This is a genomic window from Bacillus salitolerans, assembly GCF_042680805.1.
Lineage (GTDB): Bacteria > Bacillota > Bacilli > Bacillales > SA4 > Bacillus_CJ > Bacillus_CJ salitolerans.
The window spans coordinates 325,481-343,024 of sequence record NZ_JBHUEM010000020.1; the positions used below are offsets into that span (position 1 = coordinate 325,481).

At 31.5% G+C, this 17,544-nt stretch carries 20 protein-coding genes; 12 read left to right on the forward strand and 8 right to left on the reverse strand.

Annotation, left to right across the window (positions count from 1 at the left end; all coding sequences use genetic code 11):
* The 10 genes from ACFSCX_RS13260 to ACFSCX_RS13305 form a co-directional block, all read left to right on the forward strand.
* Positions 1–363, forward strand: a 363-nt coding sequence (locus ACFSCX_RS13260; RefSeq protein WP_377928725.1) for a hypothetical protein, incomplete at its 5' end; no start/stop codon positions are given.
* 462 nt (positions 364–825) lie between these two features.
* Positions 826–1,218, forward strand: a complete 393-nt coding sequence (locus tag ACFSCX_RS13265) for a hypothetical protein (protein WP_377928726.1) — start codon at positions 826–828, stop codon at positions 1,216–1,218.
* A gap of 103 nt (positions 1,219–1,321) precedes the next feature.
* Complete coding sequence (locus ACFSCX_RS13270) at positions 1,322–2,344, forward strand: ABC transporter permease (RefSeq protein ID WP_377928727.1); 1,023 nt, start codon at positions 1,322–1,324, stop codon at positions 2,342–2,344.
* 2 nt (positions 2,345–2,346) lie between these two features.
* The gene (locus tag ACFSCX_RS13275; protein WP_377928728.1) at positions 2,347–3,624 is read left to right on the forward strand and encodes an ABC transporter permease; all 1,278 of its coding nucleotides are present in this window, start codon (positions 2,347–2,349) and stop codon (positions 3,622–3,624) included.
* Positions 3,625–3,628: 4 nt separating this feature from the next.
* Complete coding sequence (locus tag ACFSCX_RS13280) at positions 3,629–4,291, forward strand: ABC transporter ATP-binding protein (protein ID WP_377928729.1); 663 nt, start codon at positions 3,629–3,631, stop codon at positions 4,289–4,291.
* 34 nt (positions 4,292–4,325) lie between these two features.
* Positions 4,326–4,901, forward strand: coding sequence for an AHH domain-containing protein (locus tag ACFSCX_RS13285; protein ID WP_377928730.1), 576 nt, complete (start codon positions 4,326–4,328; stop codon positions 4,899–4,901).
* Between the two features lie 86 nt (positions 4,902–4,987).
* On the forward strand, positions 4,988–5,923 hold the full coding sequence (locus tag ACFSCX_RS13290; RefSeq protein WP_377928731.1) for a hypothetical protein: 936 nt from the start codon (positions 4,988–4,990) through the stop codon (positions 5,921–5,923).
* Between the two features lie 460 nt (positions 5,924–6,383).
* Positions 6,384–7,463, forward strand: a complete 1,080-nt coding sequence (gene xerS, locus ACFSCX_RS13295) for a tyrosine recombinase XerS (RefSeq protein WP_377928732.1) — start codon at positions 6,384–6,386, stop codon at positions 7,461–7,463.
* A gap of 650 nt (positions 7,464–8,113) precedes the next feature.
* Complete coding sequence (locus ACFSCX_RS13300; protein WP_377928733.1) at positions 8,114–8,338, forward strand: hypothetical protein; 225 nt, start codon at positions 8,114–8,116, stop codon at positions 8,336–8,338.
* A 40-nt stretch (positions 8,339–8,378) separates the two neighbouring features.
* Positions 8,379–8,756, forward strand: a complete 378-nt coding sequence (locus tag ACFSCX_RS13305; RefSeq protein ID WP_377928734.1) for a hypothetical protein — start codon at positions 8,379–8,381, stop codon at positions 8,754–8,756.
* 930 nt (positions 8,757–9,686) lie between these two features.
* On the opposite strand, the gene ACFSCX_RS13310 is transcribed toward ACFSCX_RS13305, so the two are convergent.
* The gene (locus tag ACFSCX_RS13310) at positions 9,687–9,896 is read right to left on the reverse strand and encodes a hypothetical protein (protein WP_377928735.1); all 210 of its coding nucleotides are present in this window, start codon (positions 9,894–9,896) and stop codon (positions 9,687–9,689) included.
* Between the two features lie 304 nt (positions 9,897–10,200).
* On the opposite strand from ACFSCX_RS13310, the gene ACFSCX_RS13315 reads away from it, so the two are divergent.
* Positions 10,201–10,326: a hypothetical protein gene (locus tag ACFSCX_RS13315; protein WP_377928736.1), complete on the forward strand. Its 126-nt coding sequence runs from the start codon at positions 10,201–10,203 to the stop codon at positions 10,324–10,326.
* A 178-nt stretch (positions 10,327–10,504) separates the two neighbouring features.
* Here ACFSCX_RS13315 and ACFSCX_RS13320 read toward each other — a convergent pair whose 3' ends face one another.
* The 4 genes from ACFSCX_RS13320 to ACFSCX_RS13335 all read right to left on the reverse strand — a co-directional run bounded on the left by ACFSCX_RS13320 (position 10,505) and on the right by ACFSCX_RS13335 (position 14,313).
* On the reverse strand, positions 10,505–12,427 hold the full coding sequence (locus tag ACFSCX_RS13320) for a TolB-like translocation protein (RefSeq protein WP_377928737.1): 1,923 nt from the start codon (positions 12,425–12,427) through the stop codon (positions 10,505–10,507).
* A gap of 198 nt (positions 12,428–12,625) precedes the next feature.
* The gene (locus ACFSCX_RS13325; RefSeq protein WP_377928738.1) at positions 12,626–12,769 is read right to left on the reverse strand and encodes a hypothetical protein; all 144 of its coding nucleotides are present in this window, start codon (positions 12,767–12,769) and stop codon (positions 12,626–12,628) included.
* Between the two features lie 220 nt (positions 12,770–12,989).
* Complete coding sequence (locus ACFSCX_RS13330; RefSeq protein ID WP_377928739.1) at positions 12,990–13,124, reverse strand: hypothetical protein; 135 nt, start codon at positions 13,122–13,124, stop codon at positions 12,990–12,992.
* Between the two features lie 688 nt (positions 13,125–13,812).
* Positions 13,813–14,313: a GNAT family N-acetyltransferase gene (locus ACFSCX_RS13335; protein ID WP_377928740.1), complete on the reverse strand. Its 501-nt coding sequence runs from the start codon at positions 14,311–14,313 to the stop codon at positions 13,813–13,815.
* Between the two features lie 113 nt (positions 14,314–14,426).
* Here ACFSCX_RS13335 and pdxR point away from each other — a divergent pair, with 113 nt between their 5' ends.
* Positions 14,427–15,854: a MocR-like pyridoxine biosynthesis transcription factor PdxR gene (gene pdxR / locus ACFSCX_RS13340; RefSeq protein ID WP_377928741.1), complete on the forward strand. Its 1,428-nt coding sequence runs from the start codon at positions 14,427–14,429 to the stop codon at positions 15,852–15,854.
* 209 nt (positions 15,855–16,063) lie between these two features.
* Here pdxR and ACFSCX_RS13345 read toward each other — a convergent pair whose 3' ends face one another.
* The 3 genes from ACFSCX_RS13345 to ACFSCX_RS13355 form a co-directional block, all read right to left on the reverse strand.
* Positions 16,064–16,255 carry a hypothetical protein gene (locus ACFSCX_RS13345; protein WP_377928742.1) on the reverse strand — a complete coding sequence of 64 codons (192 nt, stop codon included), beginning with the start codon at positions 16,253–16,255 and terminating at the stop codon, positions 16,064–16,066.
* Between the two features lie 171 nt (positions 16,256–16,426).
* The gene (locus tag ACFSCX_RS13350; RefSeq protein ID WP_377928743.1) at positions 16,427–16,648 is read right to left on the reverse strand and encodes a hypothetical protein; all 222 of its coding nucleotides are present in this window, start codon (positions 16,646–16,648) and stop codon (positions 16,427–16,429) included.
* A 283-nt stretch (positions 16,649–16,931) separates the two neighbouring features.
* Positions 16,932–17,444, reverse strand: a complete 513-nt coding sequence (locus ACFSCX_RS13355) for a hypothetical protein (RefSeq protein ID WP_377928744.1) — start codon at positions 17,442–17,444, stop codon at positions 16,932–16,934.
* Positions 17,445–17,544: the final 100 nt, after the last annotated feature.

Consider the following 17,544-nt stretch of genomic DNA (forward strand, 5'->3'; position numbering starts at 1 on the left):
GCTGTTTCTTTAGCTCAAGGTAATAAAATCTTAGGATTAATACATACTCCTGACAGTACATGTGTTGCTTTATTAGATTTCTATTCAGACAACATTATAACAATATTAAAAGTTGATAAGAACAATACAATTGATATTGAATTTAATCAATATGTAGAATCTGATAATATTCATCTTTCTACTCTAAGTTACTATCTTGACGATGGCGGACCTCGATATTTTAAATTGTTAAAATTAAAAGAGCCTATTGGGAAAAAAGATATAGAGCACATTGAGACAAATGACATAAAAAATTGGAACTCTGTTAAATTTAAACAAGGTTTAAAAATCCAGGAGCCAAGAGTGTTACAAAATAGACATTAGGTAACGCAATTGCATATTGTCTTAACCAAGGAGAGAAATTAAAGCCATTGTCTATTACATCCACTATCTATTTGAAATGCTTCCCAACATGGATATTACAAACAATGAATCTAGATTCCTTACTTCCTTGGTCAAAAACTCCTCCTTCAGTTGTAAGGTGTTAAACAAGATATCTAAATAATATTTGATCCCCATTCTGGTTCACAGGTGGGATTATTTGGCTTACATAGGAATTCGAGTGTCTATACCAATTTTAATTTGAGATTACTATTTCTAAAGAGTTCATACCCACGAAAATGTTAGCTTTTACTTAGAATTGTTTACCTCTATCTAACAGTTCTAGGGAAAAATACCCACAAATTATTAATTTTGGGAAAAATTAGGTGTAAAGTTCTATTGCGATATATTGTAACTTTATGTAAAGATTAATAGGAATCTATTAATATATTAGGAGGAAAAAGAATGATATCAAAAAAACTTAAAGGAATTGTTTTATCAGGTGCATTAGTTACTAGTGTTCTAGGATTATCTCCATCAGCGAATGCTGAAACTCTTGGATGGAGTGAAGATGGGATACATATTACTAGTAATGAACAAGCTGTGGTAAATTATGCTGCTGCTTCAGAACCAGAAAGTCATAGAGGATGGACAGAGGCTTATGACGAATATACAGAAAGGGCTGTTGGCCAAACTGAGTGGAAAGATAAATATCATTATACACGAGCTAGAATGGTTTCTTCTTGGACTGGAGAAGTCCAAACTGATAGTGGTAGAGTTTGGGGACATGATTCAACAATTGCTAGATCACCGTATTCAGTAAACGAACATACCGCTAGAACTTATTGGGGTTCTTAATTATATATCCTGTTAAAAAATATAACCAATGATTCCTAAATCATTGGTTATATTACTGCTAACGTATTTGATTCAAAAAGAATGGAATGAGTGGAATGTTTTTATGAAATATTTAAAACAGCCAAAAATTGAAGATATTATTTTTATTGTTTTTTTGATTGTGTCATGCCTAATCCTATTAATTATTGGCTTATATTCAATAAAACAATCTGAAATGGATAAATTATCAAATGATTTTTATAGCAAAAATAGTATTCATTTATTAGTAAATGAAAAAAAATATAACCTTTTTGATGAAGTTGAACAATACCTAAACAACCATGAATTTATACTTTTTAAAGAACACATTTCATCAAATCCTAACCTAAAGGGTGTTTATTCAAATGGAGATATTGATATACCTCCACTAATAAAAGGAACTTTTTTTGAAAAGGAAGACTACGAAAGGGAAAGAAAAGTAGCGGTTATTGGAAGAGATGTTAAAGAAATAGTGGTGAAGAACAATAAAAGTTTTATTTATTTTAACAATATTCCATACGAAATAATCGGAGTAATGGGTGGGCCTTTTAAATCTAAATTAGATTATTCAATTTATATTAATTTAACAACCTTACCTAAAAGTACGTCTACAAACGTTTTATATGTTATTGATGGAAGTCGTAAAACTAAACACACTGTACAAAAATTTCTTATTAAAGAAAATAAAAAAATAGTAGAGTTGGATATAGAAAGAAAAGGGAGTTCAGTTATTATTAATGAAAACATTAGTGGAAATTTATTAAACTTCTTATTTCTATTAATACTGTTATGTTCAAATATATTAAGTTTTTCCTTTTGGATTTATAAGAAGAGGTTATTGATTTCTGTTCAATATTTAATTGGGTTAAATTTATTGTTTATATTTTTCATATTAGCGAAAAATTATCTCCTAATGTTAATATTTTCTTTTGGTGTTGGTTTTCTTCTTTTTATAGCCTTCAATATTAATGAATATATAAGTAACAGCACGGAGTTAAATAATATATTTTTAACTGGTTTTGCGTCATATATTGCTTTAAACCTCGTTCTATTCCTAATTACAATACCAACTTTTTCCCCAATAAAATTAATGAAGGTGTTGAAATAAACATGCTACAAGTTTTAATAGAGGTCAAAGAAAGTATAAAAAAACGTAAATTTTTTACGATTTTAATATTTATCAATACATTATTATTTTTTATATTATTAACAGCCTTATACCTACATTATTTTAATGTAGAAACAAAAACGAAAAGTTTTTATGCACAATATGAAGGGAAAAACATCTATCAATTAACGGATAATTTATATGGAGAAGAAGAAAAAGAATATTTTTCTTCTTCTGTAGGTTTAGATAGAATAAAAGGTTTTCATGAACATGTATCAAACCATGAAGATTTTATTTATCTAAACACAAACTTACAACCACTAGGAGTTACCAACTTTAAAGGTTCGGACTTATTTCTTTATGGATATGAAGAAGGGATGGCTACGCCTGCATTTACAAAAGATGGGGAAAAATATGAGGTGGTAAAGTCTATCCAACTTAACGATAAAATTTTCTCCATGTTTAACCTTTCTGTAGAAAATGGTAGTATTTTTGATAAACAGGATTATTATTATTCACCAAATAAGACAATACCTATAATTTTAGGTTCGGAATATAATTCAATCTACAGTATAGGAGACAAAGTAAATTTTGATTACATTGATACTAAATTAGAAGGTAAAGTAATTGGTATTCTCCCTTCTAATACAATTATTCCAGTAAAGAATAATATAGAATTTAGTATTGACAGATATTTTATAATACCAGAATTTTTAATGGATTATGTTTCTCAAAATAATAATGACCTATTATTACAGCAGAGACATTATTTAAATCTAATAAACGGCCAAATCTATACAGATATGGATCAATTAGAAATAAGGAAAAAAATCAATGAATTATCTGAAAAAACCGACTTTCAAAGTGTAACAGTTATTGGAGCTAACGAGATTGGAATAAACATAATGTTCTCAATGTTACAACACAATAAGATACTAATTATTACATTGACCGTATTTTTGTTTTTATTTGCTGTATTTTGCATCGCTCTTTCACTTATCATGAAATGGCATATTAATGTTAAGAGATATGCTATTCATCTTATTTCGGGTGCAACAATAAACAAAGTTTTTTCTTATTCCTTTATTGAAATATTTTTCACTGTATTTATCGCGGTAGTTTTAGTATTTATATTTTCACTTTCAATCGGTATACTACCTATTAATTATTTTATATCAATGATAGTTTTAGCATTATTGTTAACATTGTTAGGAACTTTTCCTTTGTATATAAATCTTACAAAACTTAGAGTAACAATGATCTTAAAACGAAAGGACTGATAATTTGATTAAACTTGAGAATTTAGAAAAATATTACATTAGTAAAAATATTAAAATGAATGTTTTAAAAGGAATTAATCTCTCTATTAATGAGGGTGAAATGGTAGCAATAATGGGGAGAAGTGGAGTAGGAAAATCTACCCTATTAAATATCTTAGCAGGATTAGAAAAAGCTTCTAATGGAAAATATTTTTTTTATAATCAGGATATATCTAATCATAAATATACCGAACTTGCAGCATTTAGAAGAAAGAATGTAGGGTTCATTCTACAAAATCATGCATTGATAGACGAAAAAAATATTTTTGAAAACGTTGCTTTACCCTTACTATATGAAAAAAAATCTAAAAGAGAGATTCAAGAAAAAGTAGTATCAATGTTAACTCAATTAGGCTTATTGGAAAAAGCTTCTCAATACCCTCGACAATTATCCGGAGGTCAATCACAGAGAGTTGCTATAGGCCGTGCCCTTATCAATGATCCTAAGCTCATATTAGCTGATGAACCAACAGGATCATTGGATGAAGAAACCGAACAAGTAATACTTAATTTATTTGAAGAGATAAATAGAGCAGGTAAGACATTTATTTTAGTCACTCATGATGAGGCAGTTGCAAATAAATGTAATCGTATTATTGCTTTAAAGGATGGGACATTAGTTTCTTAATCAACGTAAGCGGAAAATAATCCCCACCTGGTATATGGATGGGGATTATTTTTCACTTCTTTTAGTAAGGAAGAAAATCCAATGTAAGAAGTTTGTTAACACAAACAATGACAGTTATTTAACACTTTTAACTTTAATAGAATACCCCTCATCTGAAGACATGTTAAGTGCAAGTTTTGCATTACCGGCTATATATACTGCTATGGTTGCTGTTTTAGGGGCTGCACTAGTTATTTATGCAATCCAGACTCTTCAGCCTGCAATGAATGTTATTCATGAAAAGTTAAGGAATATCGATATTAAACCTAGATATAAATCTTCTACAGAAGTTCACCATATTATTGCACAAACTGCTGTAGGTGCTCTTCCTTCTAGAAGGATTTTATCTAACATTGGTCTAAATGTAGAAATTGAAGAGAACAAGGTGTCATTAAAGACTGGCTTTCACAGAAGGTTACACACAACATCATACTATACAGCAGTCAACAGCATTATGGGGAAAGTATATAAGCCTAGCTTAAGTAAAGCAAAAAACCAGCAAAGGATAAAAGCATCCCTTAATGTTATAAAAGCTTTTCTTAAAGGTCAAAATGTATTTGCAAGATTTTAAAGGCTAAGTTAAGTACTAACTAACATTCTGACATGGGAGAATTATCTTTTTCCCATGTCAAATTAAAACTTTGGTGGTAATATAAAATGTTAAAAATGAACCAAGTATTAAAGATAAAAACATCTTATGAGATTAGGTTGTCAAATAATCTAAGTTTGTTGGCTCACATAATGAACAGTAAGGTTGTTGTCTATAATTTTCAAACAAAAAGTAAAATGTATGAACTCAATCAACTTAAGAACCCCAGCAAATTATTGTTTTCAGAAGATAATAAATATCTCATTATTAAAAACACAAAAGGGGATATTTGGGTTTATGAAACTAATAACTTTATGGTGATTAAAAAGTTTAAATCTAACAAGGATTATAAATTGAGCGAGGGATCTGTTTCTCTAGCTCAAGGTAATAAAATCTTAGGATTAATACATACTCCTGACAGTACGAGTGTTGCTTTATTAGATTTCTGTTCAGACAACATTATAACAATATTAAAAGTTGATAAGAACAATACAATTGATATTGAATTTAATCAATATGTAGAATCTGATAATATTCATCTTTCTACTCTAAGTTACTATCTTGACGATGGCGGACCTCGATATTTTAAATTGTTAAAATTAAAAGAGCCTATTGGGAAAAAAGATATAGAGCACATTGAGACAAATGACATAAAAAATTGGAACTCTGTTAAATTTAATTATAAACATGGGATTTACATTCTCATCAAAGATAACTCGAAGATTATGAAAGTGAAGCAAGATTTTAATGAAATAATTAAATTTATTAATCTTAAGGATATGCATGGTGACATCGGGTATTTTTGTAGTTTTGATCTGACAACAGATGGAACACATGCTGTTTTAGCTTATAGTCAGGTCATATTCATCGTTGATATTGTTAAAATGGAAATTACTTCATACGAAAAGGTGCCTTATACATGCTTCGCCAGTTTTAGTAATTGTAATCGGTACCTATTAATTGGGACACATACATGTGGTTTTGTTCTGGAGACGAATTTTTAACATGAAATTTTGGAAATTGGATTAATAGATGATTTTGAAAAAACGAAAATTATTTTAAGTAGTAATTATGATGTTTCAGTTCTAATAGTTAACGCAAAAGAAGTAAATTTGATAAAAGATAATAGGTAACTGTCATTTATTAAAAATAATAAAGTGATTAATAACAAATCTTGATTGGCTACACGCCTTTCAAGGTTTTTTATTGCTTTTATAGTTTTACGTTTATAAAATCTGATATCTGAATCAAAAACTCATGATGGTAAGAAAACGTACAAGATTGGTTGCCCGGCCACACTTACTACTTGATTTATTTTAGTTTAGACTTTTTTGTCCAGATTGTTTAGAATTTCTTGTCTTTGTTCAAAAATAGAAGAGAGGTGTAAAAAGATTCAAAAAAAACATATTTTATTATTACGTAAAATATAAATTTGATGTAATATTATATAGAGGGGGGATTGTAATGCGAGAAAATATTCAGTCAAGGAATTATAACAAACTAGAAAACCTACTTACACATTTACCGTGGTATGTTGAAGAATACATAGATAAAAAGAAACGAAAACTTTCTTCAGGCTCATTACTAAATTATTGTCATGATTATAAGATATTTTTTGATTGGTTAATTGCCGAAGGATTTTATCCAGGAACATCAAGTGAAGTTCCTCTAGAAACGCTTGAAAAAATAACAACTCAACAAGTCGAAAATTTTCTTAGCTTTTTAAACTATCAGCTTAGCAATAAAGATATTACCGTAAACCGTAAGCTTTCCTCTTTAAAGTCTTTGTTTAATTATCTTCAAAACATAGCTGAAACTGAGAAATTAGAGCCTTATCTAAAACGAAATGTGATGGCAAAAATTGAATTTAATGATGTATATGAAAATCCGGAAACCGTTGCTAATCGTATGGAAGGAAAAATCTTATTAGGTGATGAATATGAAAGTTTTCGTAAATTCATTGAAACCGGCTATGGCGATATGTTTAAAACAAATACACGACTATTAAATTTTTATAAGATAAATAAAGAAAGAGATACTGCATTAGTATCCCTCTTCTTAGGTTCAGGTCTTCGTCTTTCTGAGGTTGTTGGATTAAATCTAGAAGATATAGATTTTAATAAATGCTCCGCAAGAGTCATCAGAAAAGGAAACAAAGAACAATATGTATACTTCAGTGAGCAGGCTTTATTGGATTTGCAAAAGTACTTAAAGATCCGTATTGAACGATATAATATCCCTAAACAAACCCGAGCACTCTTTATTTCAGCTCCAATGGGTCCTAAAGGAACAACTAGAAGGCTTTCGGCACGAGCTATAGAAAAAATAATTGAAAAATATGCAAAAGCATTTGGTAAGCCTTCCTTATCCGTGCATAAACTTAGGCACTCCTTTGCTACACGTTATCATGCTGAAATTAATGATGTCCCTAAACTTAGACGTCAATTAGGTCACTCATCTATTGAGACAACAATGATTTATACTCACTTAAAAAATGAGGACTTGAAAAATGCAATTAGTAAACTAAACATGCCAAAAGAATAATTGCAAAAGACACCTAGTTTTATTCTTCTATTATAAGCTTAAAGAATAAAACTATTTGGATGAAATGTTTTAAAACAAAAAAACACACTTTATGACATAAAGAAATCTAATAATTCTTTGCATGTCACAAAGTATGCTTTTTGAAAGTGACGCAAAAATGCATAATACCTTCTTGTAGAGACAAAATTTCTGACTGATAAGATAAAGTAACGCCAATATTGTAATAAAAACATCAATTCTATTGAAAAATATTGTAGAGTACCAATTTTAGATAATTGTAAAGATTTTAATTGAAAATACATTCCGGAAGAGAAGAATTGCTTCTAAAAGAATATGAATTAAATAAAACTGATTTTATTCTTATAAAACGTCTCACTTAAGTTTGGGTTTATTTACCTCTAATATTTCGATGAATTTCGACTAAATTTTCATTTAATAGGTAATATACTTTACTAGTGCTTTTGTACAATAATAAATTCATAGATAGGGATGAGGTTTTATAAAGAACAATACAGTTATGAAATGTTATAACTTGTAAATGAACTCGAGTATCTAAGAAATTTGTAGTAAAAGTTAGTCAATATAATGACTACTCGAGTGACATTATTGGAGTTTGGCAGAAAGGTTCTACCAATTCACTAGGTCATTTGTTGTCCTGGACAATTCGGATGAATGCACCAACTTTTAACTCACTTGACGCAAACCTTATACTAGCTGCAGTAGCTCATGAATTTGGCCATGCTGTTGGTCTTTACGATTTATATTATTCGCAAAATTCCGGCAAGTTATTGTATGGGAAAAATACCCCAGGTGTATCTCATGCGAGTACCCCAACATACACAGATAATTTAGGCGCAGCACAAGCTGCAAAATAAAAAGTAGTACTAATAATATTTTAATTGTCAGGAGAAAAAAATGAAACTTTGGCAACTAGCAGTAATATTTATTCTAATCTTATCTGGATGCGCTAACAATGATTTAAAACGAGAAGTCCTTTATGTAGATAAAGGTACTGGTGTTGGATATGAATTTAAGTCTTATCATGAGATAACTAATCAAGAAATAATTGAAGAAACGACCAAAATATTAAATGATTATGAATGGATTGATATAAAAATAAGTCGCATATCATCACCAAATTACCAAATATCTTTCAAATCGAAAAAGGATGAACGCTTTATGATATGGGTTAATGAGGAAAATCACATGGTGGAAATTGATAATTATAATGGTCAAATAAAAAAACTAGGTACTGAAGATTCAAAAAAAATGGTTGAAATTTTATCTAAATAAACATAAAAGATCAATTAAATAGCTTTAATTTTAGTGAAGATCAATAATAGCTAAAAACACTCTGCTTCATGAGATTTATGAAACCAGCGTGTTTTTTCTTGCTATTAATGTAATTATCTTTTATTAATCTCTACATAACAACTTAACTGTAATGATATTATGTAAACTTATTACTTTTGTTGTACCTTATTTTTTCATTTAATTATTATAGTCCTCCAAAAATAAAGGATTGAATTCTTAATTTTGAAAGAAAAAATACAAAAATCAAGGTTATGACTAAGATTCGTACCATTTCAAGCTTATTTCTTGCTAAGAAAACTAAAATGATTAGAGCAGCTATAAGATTATACTCCATAATATGATTTTACATGTATTGAAAAACGAATATCCCTCGTGTGTTAACAAACTAAATGGAATTGAAGCTATAATTGTTGCACCCCTTCCCTTCCCTCCACTATAATATATCTGAAATTGGGGAGGCAAGAGCAATTAAACGCCACTTAAAAAATATTAACCTGGAAAAAAACCAACGATATACATCAAATAAAGATAAAATGACACTAACAGCTCTAAAAAAATATAAAAACTTAAATGGCTCCAATTATTGGATTTTGACTCAAAAGCGCAATAATTGTACTGACAAAGATCCATATGCCTAACCCGGTTGTGATGTAACTACTAAGATTCCAACATAAAAACCATTTGAAGGTAAAGTATCGCTGTACTTAGATAAAAATCCAAATATAATACCTAACGACAACACTATAAGAATATATAGCACATTTTTTTATTTATTAATCATTTGAGTCGTCCATCACAATTGTTTGCTATGTTCTTTTACTAATGCATCATCCATCATACTACTCCTTTAGAATAAACGAAGTGCTGGTTTTTTTATAAAAACCGGCACTTCGTTTATTCGCTATACCTTTAACGTGACGCTTTTGGCGGTTGACACACATCACATTTACGTTGGTTATTATTTTTAAATTTCGTAAATGTTTTTTCAAAATAACTACCACATGCACATTTGAAAAGTAATTTTTGAGAAAAACCGAGATATTCCGTAGTTAGCAACTTGCTTTCCGAATTGTTCTCAACAAAATGTTTAATTTCACCAATTGTCCAGCGTCTATTCATTCTCTTACACCTCTGTATTTCATCTAATAGTGGAGGCTTATCTTGGCATCGGCTCAATTATAAGCTAAAGTCCGTAATTAACCTTAGTTCTTTATTATAACATGAGATTGCACAAATTAAACTGATCGTTCATTGAATAATCATGCACCTTGTTTATATAGGAGTGATCTCCTTCTTGAAGTATAAGCATCCGTATGTAGCGTTTTTATAGTACATAAGAATGTGTAGTCTGTACTTTTTTGCAAATTACACCTAAAATCCCTCTAAATAGTATAAATAACCAAAAAGCATGGGGATAAATACAATGAAAATTAGTATCCGTAGTCTTGGTAGCGTTTTATATAAAAAGACGAAAAGAAAATACCACACAAATATCGGAATTACAGCCAATCCAACCATTAATGGGATTAATATAGCCATTTCTTCATAAGTAAATAAAGCATAAATAAACCAAATAAGAAAAAGTATAACCATTCCAAACCCGATTTTGTAAGCAGGTCGCATTGTTATTTACCCTCCCTTAAATTTTGTTATTAATATAATATTAACCAGTGATTATCCATTAATTACCACTTAAGAACACAACTACTTCTTCTGTTCTCGACTATTTAATCTGAAATATACAATGTATCATTAATCTGATCTAAAGGGGTTTCTTCTACCCTTTGAATATCCAATTTGTTTAAATCAATTAGACTCCATGAATGATCAGTAAATACATAAACTTTACTTGATTTAGTACGAAAGGCGTTATTCATTTCTCCTGTAAAAGGCCTTAATACGTTAACTCTAGACTCAAATAGAAACTTCATCATATTTTTGTTGTTTATGTCCAAAACAGAATATCTGTACTCTCTATTGATATTTATTTCCTCTACAACTAGAAATTCACCATCACCTAGATGAGTATTTATCCTTCCCTCAAAATGCTCCAGCTCTCTCTTTTCTAAAGTTTGTGTATCCATAACAAAATACCTCGGAAAACCTTCTTTTTGCTGTTCAGTTGGATTGTCTGACTCAATTAGCATAGTTGTTGGATTAATAAAGATAAAATCTCTGTAGCATATTTCCAATTGACATGATCCGGTTTGAAATTTAGTAACTTGGTCCGGAGTAGAATCATTGACATCGGTAAACAAATAAAAATCTGCTTCATAAGGAAACGTGTAGTTTACATTTGTAGATAGGTAATCAAAAATAGCCATCATTCCACTTTTCTCTTCAACATAATGCCTTACCCAATGAATGCGATCTTTTGCTTTTCCTTTTTGTGGAGAAACCCAAATCAATTGTTCTCGACCAGTTTGTACATCATACAAAAAAACTTGTTCGTCATCTTGATAAACAAACGACTGTCCACCAGGAAGCCATTGAGGAAACAATATCTGACCTGGCTCAAATTGTTTCATCGTCTTGCCCTTATTCTGTAAATCTATGATTGAATAAGTAGATACATGACGTTCACCACCATAAGATTCTTCTGAAACTAATGCCCATTTACCGTTTGGGGACACCTGAAACTCATCATAGTGAAGTACCGTTGAGAACAGTGGAGTTTTTTTACCACCTTCTTGAATTTTTGATATTGTTTTATTGTTTGAAGCAATAAAATTTAAACCTTTATCCCAGACCAATACAAATTCATTCTTACTCTCAACACCACTAAGATCAAGCTTATGTATACGGTACATATCCTGGGATTCAAGTAGTAACGTTAACCGGGTAGTACGTCCGTCAATCCAGTTAACACGCCAGTAAATATCTTGTAAACTTTCTTTTAAAGCTTCTTCCATCGTTAGTGGCTTCACATCTTGGTTAAAAGTAATTATAAGTTCTATAGGTTTTTGTATAGGAACATAATACGGAAATATGTTTTCAAAGTCATGATTCAATTGCATGTAATGGGTTACTTGTTTTGAACGTTTTAACAGAGGATCATCATTGGTAATGATATATGTTAGCGGATCAAGATAATTGAAAGTAAATGTATGAGAAGAAGCTAACGGTTTTTGTTCATTAGCAACAAGCTGAAGAATTAAATCTTCTTTCGGGGCATTTTCATAAATTAGTCGAATTTGAGGAATAAAATCATTGTTGTTGTATTCTATCTTCGTCTCTACTAATTGTTTATTCCCTACTTCATTTACAAAGTACATATTCAGCTCTGAAAATAAATCTTCAACTTTAAAGTTTATTTGTTTATTTCCTATTGGAATGTCTAGCACGATATCGCCATTAGTGTCACTAAAATAATAGGGTCCTTGTAGTGGAAAATCTCTCAATTCACCCCTCTCTACAATAGATATATTTCCTATCTTGAGTAGATCTAAAGTTTGGTGTTTAATAATTGTTGACTTTTCAGTTACTGAATTCTTGATTCCAGAATGCTGTTTGACGGATCTCTTATCTAGTTCTACGTTTTGTTCTTTAATATTTGAAGAGTATTCTAGTGCTGCTTTTGAACAACCAGAGATATAAAGAAGAATAATTAAAATAATACAGAAATACTTAAATAGGTTAAGTACCTTCACTTTTTGTCCTCCCTCCTTTTTTCTTTTAAATTTTGTGGAATAACCTTGTCATAATAATATTGATCAAATCCAGATATTTGTTTCGAAGAAACTCTTTGAAGCATCGTATTCCCCAAAAAATTCCTTATAACACCATTTTATACCAGATAGGGGTATTATTGTGACCTTTTTTCAAAGGAATCCCTTGTGGAGTCCCCTTTAGCGGATTTTTTTATTACCAACTTCCATAAATCCAGCCTTTAACCATTTACGAATGAACTTTAAGATTCTTCGGTCATTTATTTTCTGTTCAATTAATTTTATCAATTTCTCTTGGTTGATGTTATCAAAATCCTTGTACATCCATATCCACTACCCAATAACTTCTGTTGTTTGCTTCTCTTATACAGTCATTGCTTAATGTGCAGTCCTTTTGGGACGAAAACCAAACGAGCATTCTAGAAAATTAGCTTCGAAATAGGCTCAATAACCATATTTGTAGCCATTTGAACGATACAATCTTTAATAGTCGGAATTCCTAAAGGTCTTTTCTTTCCATTTTCTTTTGGGATATTTGTTCTCTTTACGGCACTTGGATTGTATCTATTGTTTTTAACTGAAAATATAACTCGTAAAAAAATTCCTTTTCTCCGTATTTCGTAACGAGTTCTTCAATCGTATAACCGTCTATCTCAACACTACCTTTCTTCCTTTTCACACGTTTCCATACTTCTAGCAATATATCACATATAATGCATGAAACTAACGTTTCGAAATTTCCTTGGCACAAAGATATAGTGCTTTCAAAAGTCTAGAGCTTTTACATCGGTGTAGTTAGCTATTTTAATAACATTCACTCACTCTTACCTCCTTCAAACACATGAACAAAGTAGAGGTCCTTCCCTATGTTATGTTGTGTTGTCACGATAATCATTGGTGTAGAGTCGAAGGAGGTCGCCAATAGTCTTCCTCCTTCCGCTCAATCAAACGGAACTTACAGTTTTCCCTTTATCGGCAAATTATTCCTTTTAACCCAATCCCTTACAGATTCAATCCAATCAAGAGGACGACTAGTCATAACGGATAATCTTGAGTTTTATCTAAGTCCATTAAGCACTTCTAAGACAAATGGAAAAGGGGTAATTTTGTGTAATAGTTCCTGGTTTACTGTAAAAAAATTCTATAAATTCTTCAAATGTATATCCATACAGGTCTGACACCCCGTATTCTTTTATTTCCTCATATATTAAATTTTCCCTATGTAGTTTATTTAAACTTGAACAATCGATTTTCTCATATCAATAGGGTATCATCTAAATCTATTCCAATATGTTTCTCGTCTCTTCATCATCAATCCTTATTTTAATGTTTTCTTACCTATTCTACTATCAAGAATCTATTTCATTTCACAAAGATAAAGATAACAGATGCTGTATTCCTTTCGGTCCCATTCTAGTTCTGCCTTCATCAACAAATCCACATTTGCGATACAGGTTGATGGCTACAACATTCCTAGCATTCACAGCAAGTGCAACTTCCTCAATCTCTGAAAAATGATCCTTGACGTACTCTCTTAGTTGTAAAAGTGCCATTTTGGCATAGCCCTTATTTTGGTCTTTGTAATTAATCGAGAGTGCGCGAAGTATAAGTGAACTTCTATTGTTTGTATAATCTGTTCGTTCCTGACCGTCGTAAAGAATAAAAAAACCTATTGGAACTTCATTAGCTAATATAACTACTGGATGTCTATGTTGATCTTCAAGCGCGATAGGTAACGCATTTATTGGCATCCTAGTAAACAGTAACTGATCATCAGGAAGGTAGAATCGATACAGAGTATTTCTATGACACTGTTGATAGGTAGACAATCGAACGGAAACTTTCTCTCTAATATTTTGTGTAGACATAACATGCTCCTTTTCTTTGCTTTTTTATGTATAATAAAATTAACAACAATATGACTTGTTCAAAAGGTACAGATTCTTAGTATTTTACCAGGTCAGATGTGGAGAGTGATTATGTGGAGTTCATAGTGGTATTAGACGAACGATTGAATATTCCGTTGTACCAACAACTATATGAAAGTCTAAAAAAAGCGATATATGAAGGTACATTGACACCAGGAACTAAACTACCTTCAGTTAGACAAATGGCACGGGCACACAATATCAGTAAGATGACTGTTGAATCTGGGTATCAACAGCTGTTAGCTGAAGGCTATATTGAAAGTCGTGCACGCAGTGGATTCTACGTGGTGGAGATTGACAATCTAGAAGAACTAAATTCCGATCGGCAATTCCTTGAATATAAATATACAAATGCAGCACATCTTCATCCACAAGATTCGATTTTATACAATTTTCATGGTTCTGAAATCGATATCTCTACCTTTCCAATCAGAAATTGGCGTAGATGTATGAATGAAGCGATGGATAATTACTATGACAATCATGCATTTTATGGTGAACCTCAAGGGGAGTATGATTTAAGGATTGAGATTGCTAATTATCTTCAACAATCCAGAACTGTAAAATGTATGCCTGAACAGATTATTGTAGGAAGTGGTTTGCAACAGACCATTTCCTTCTTATGCATACTACTCTCTAAAGACGGCAATAGAATCGCCTGGGAAGATCCAGGTTACAGTGGAGCTAGGTCAGTGTGCACAGACCATGGTTGGGAGGTAGTTCCCATTTCATTAGAGGAAGATGGAATAAATATTGATGAATTAAGGAATAGTGACGCAAATGCAGTACTTGTAACTCCTGCGCACCAATATCCTTATGGCATGGTTATGCCGATAGGAAAGCGAATAAAATTACTTGAATGGGCGAGACAAAATGGTAGTGTAATCTTAGAGGAGGACTATGATGGTGAATTTCGGTATGGAATTAAACCTATACCCTCCCTCCAAGGAATGGATACTCATGGTTCAGTAATCTACATAGGTAATTTCTCTAAAGCATTCTCTCCAGCAATTCGGATGAACTATATGGTATTACCTTATCGTCTGCTACGTCGCTATCATGACCTTAAACTTAACAAATATCCTTCACCTGTTTCTCGTATTCAGCAACGAGCCATGCAGATCTTTATGCAAAAAGGTTATTGGGCTAAGCACGTTCGTAAAATGCGGACGGTTTATGCGAAGAAACAAGCAGTGCTTATTGAAGCGTTAAGAAAGTATATGGGTGATCGTATTCGGATCATGGGGCAATTTGCAGGTTTGCATCTAATAATTGAGGTAGATACCTGGAAAAAACAAAATGAGCTAATAAAAGAAGCATCCAAACACGGGGTGAAGGTTTATCCAGTAGAACGTGGTCAGTTAGAGGAAAACATGCATCCACAGATGCGTCCAAGAATTTTACTAGGATTCGGGGGATTAAGTCCATTACAAATTAATGAGGGAGTTATGATAATTGCCAATGTCTGGTTTGGAGACTAGAATAACTCCTACTAAATAGTGTTACCCACTAGGATCAAAGTTTTCAATCTTTATATGAAATTACCCACTGACGCTAAGTTAAATAAACTAGCGTCTTTTTTGTTTCTTGTTAAACTAACCTTCCCGTTGGCTTAATAACTTTAAACTTCAACACTAATCCCCATTCATCCTACTTGAAGGATGGCACCCCTTACTTTACTTTAATAAGATTAACTAATATTTGTTGCAATAATAGCTGATGACATTGGTGTAAGACAAATCTTCGTTGCTGTGAGACCTTCATGTTTTAACCAGAATTCCTTTACAACCTCAGCCTTATCTTTCCATTCTTCTGGACAATGTTCTTCGGATGTGAAATCATCTATAATGAGCAGTCCACCAACAACTAAAATGTCATACAACTTTCCCCCTTCCCCATAAACAAATTTCGCTTGGACATGAGTAATATTATCGAAAGGACTTAGGTGCTTCCTGTAAGCAAGTTTAGTACTATTCGACTTAGATAGAAATCTTTAGAGCGTTATCTCTACATATAATTCTTCGGTATAACCCTTCGATTCCAAAGGAATTGTCTAGTCTTTACCGAGGAATGTGACCATTAAAAGTAAGAGTAGCAATAGCAAGCAAATAATAAATATAATTTTCTCCACATTCAACTTTTCCACAACATAGGTATCATTTAGTCCTCTTATTAAGAATGAACAGGATTTAACTTCTCCAATATCATATGAATTGACAAGGTGTTCAATAGTACTGTTTGTGAATAAGGAATTACGTACTCCAATACTTCTCATCATTTAATCTCCTAAGCAAAATTTATTATTCTAATAAAGACATGCTATACTGACTAGAAATACGTATGCAAATATCTTTAAGAGAATGGAATTATACCTCTTTTCATTCAATGTATTCCCTCCTTTGTTAAAACATCTTGGCTGCAATATACTTCCATAAAAACAGGTACTAATCCTTCTTAGATTAGTACCCATCTTCTTGCTGATTTGCCTCCGTTTGTTTAAAGTAAAATTCTTCAAAAACTCGCTGTAACCCGCCCTGGTAAAACGACGGTTGAATAATTCAATATTGGAAACCGTCAATGGTATATAATATTTCAATATAAATGGAATGATAATCTTCCTCTGTTTCTAAAGGTTCTGGTGGAACAAAAGTTATATACTTTCTCCCCTCATCATACTTATAGTACCCTTGAGCAAAGCTCACACTCTGGCTCTCCTCAAAATCACGCAATGAAAAACCTTCTTCTACAAATGCTTCAATTGCCTCATTAAGCCCAATGAAAAAAGTTGGATAAGGCAATGACCTATATAAATCAATATATTTGTCTTCCGATGTTTTAGAAAAGGTTTCTTCTGTCACAAACAATGCATCATAATATCCATACGTTTTAAATAAATCATCAATATTTACGTTAACAAAATTTACCCCGTCAAAATTATATGATGGGACTGTTCCAACTACTGCAATTTCCAGTGGTCTTCCTTTGTAGTATTCCTCTTTGTTTGAAACACATCCTGAAAAACAATAGACCAACAAGACGAGAAGAAAGCCAAACTTTATACTTCCTTTCACAACCACACCTCGTATTCTTTATGCATTATTTCTGCCTCATAAGTACAATATCGTCTTAGAACAATGTTAACATAATATTCCAAAGCTTTTATCCTAAGTT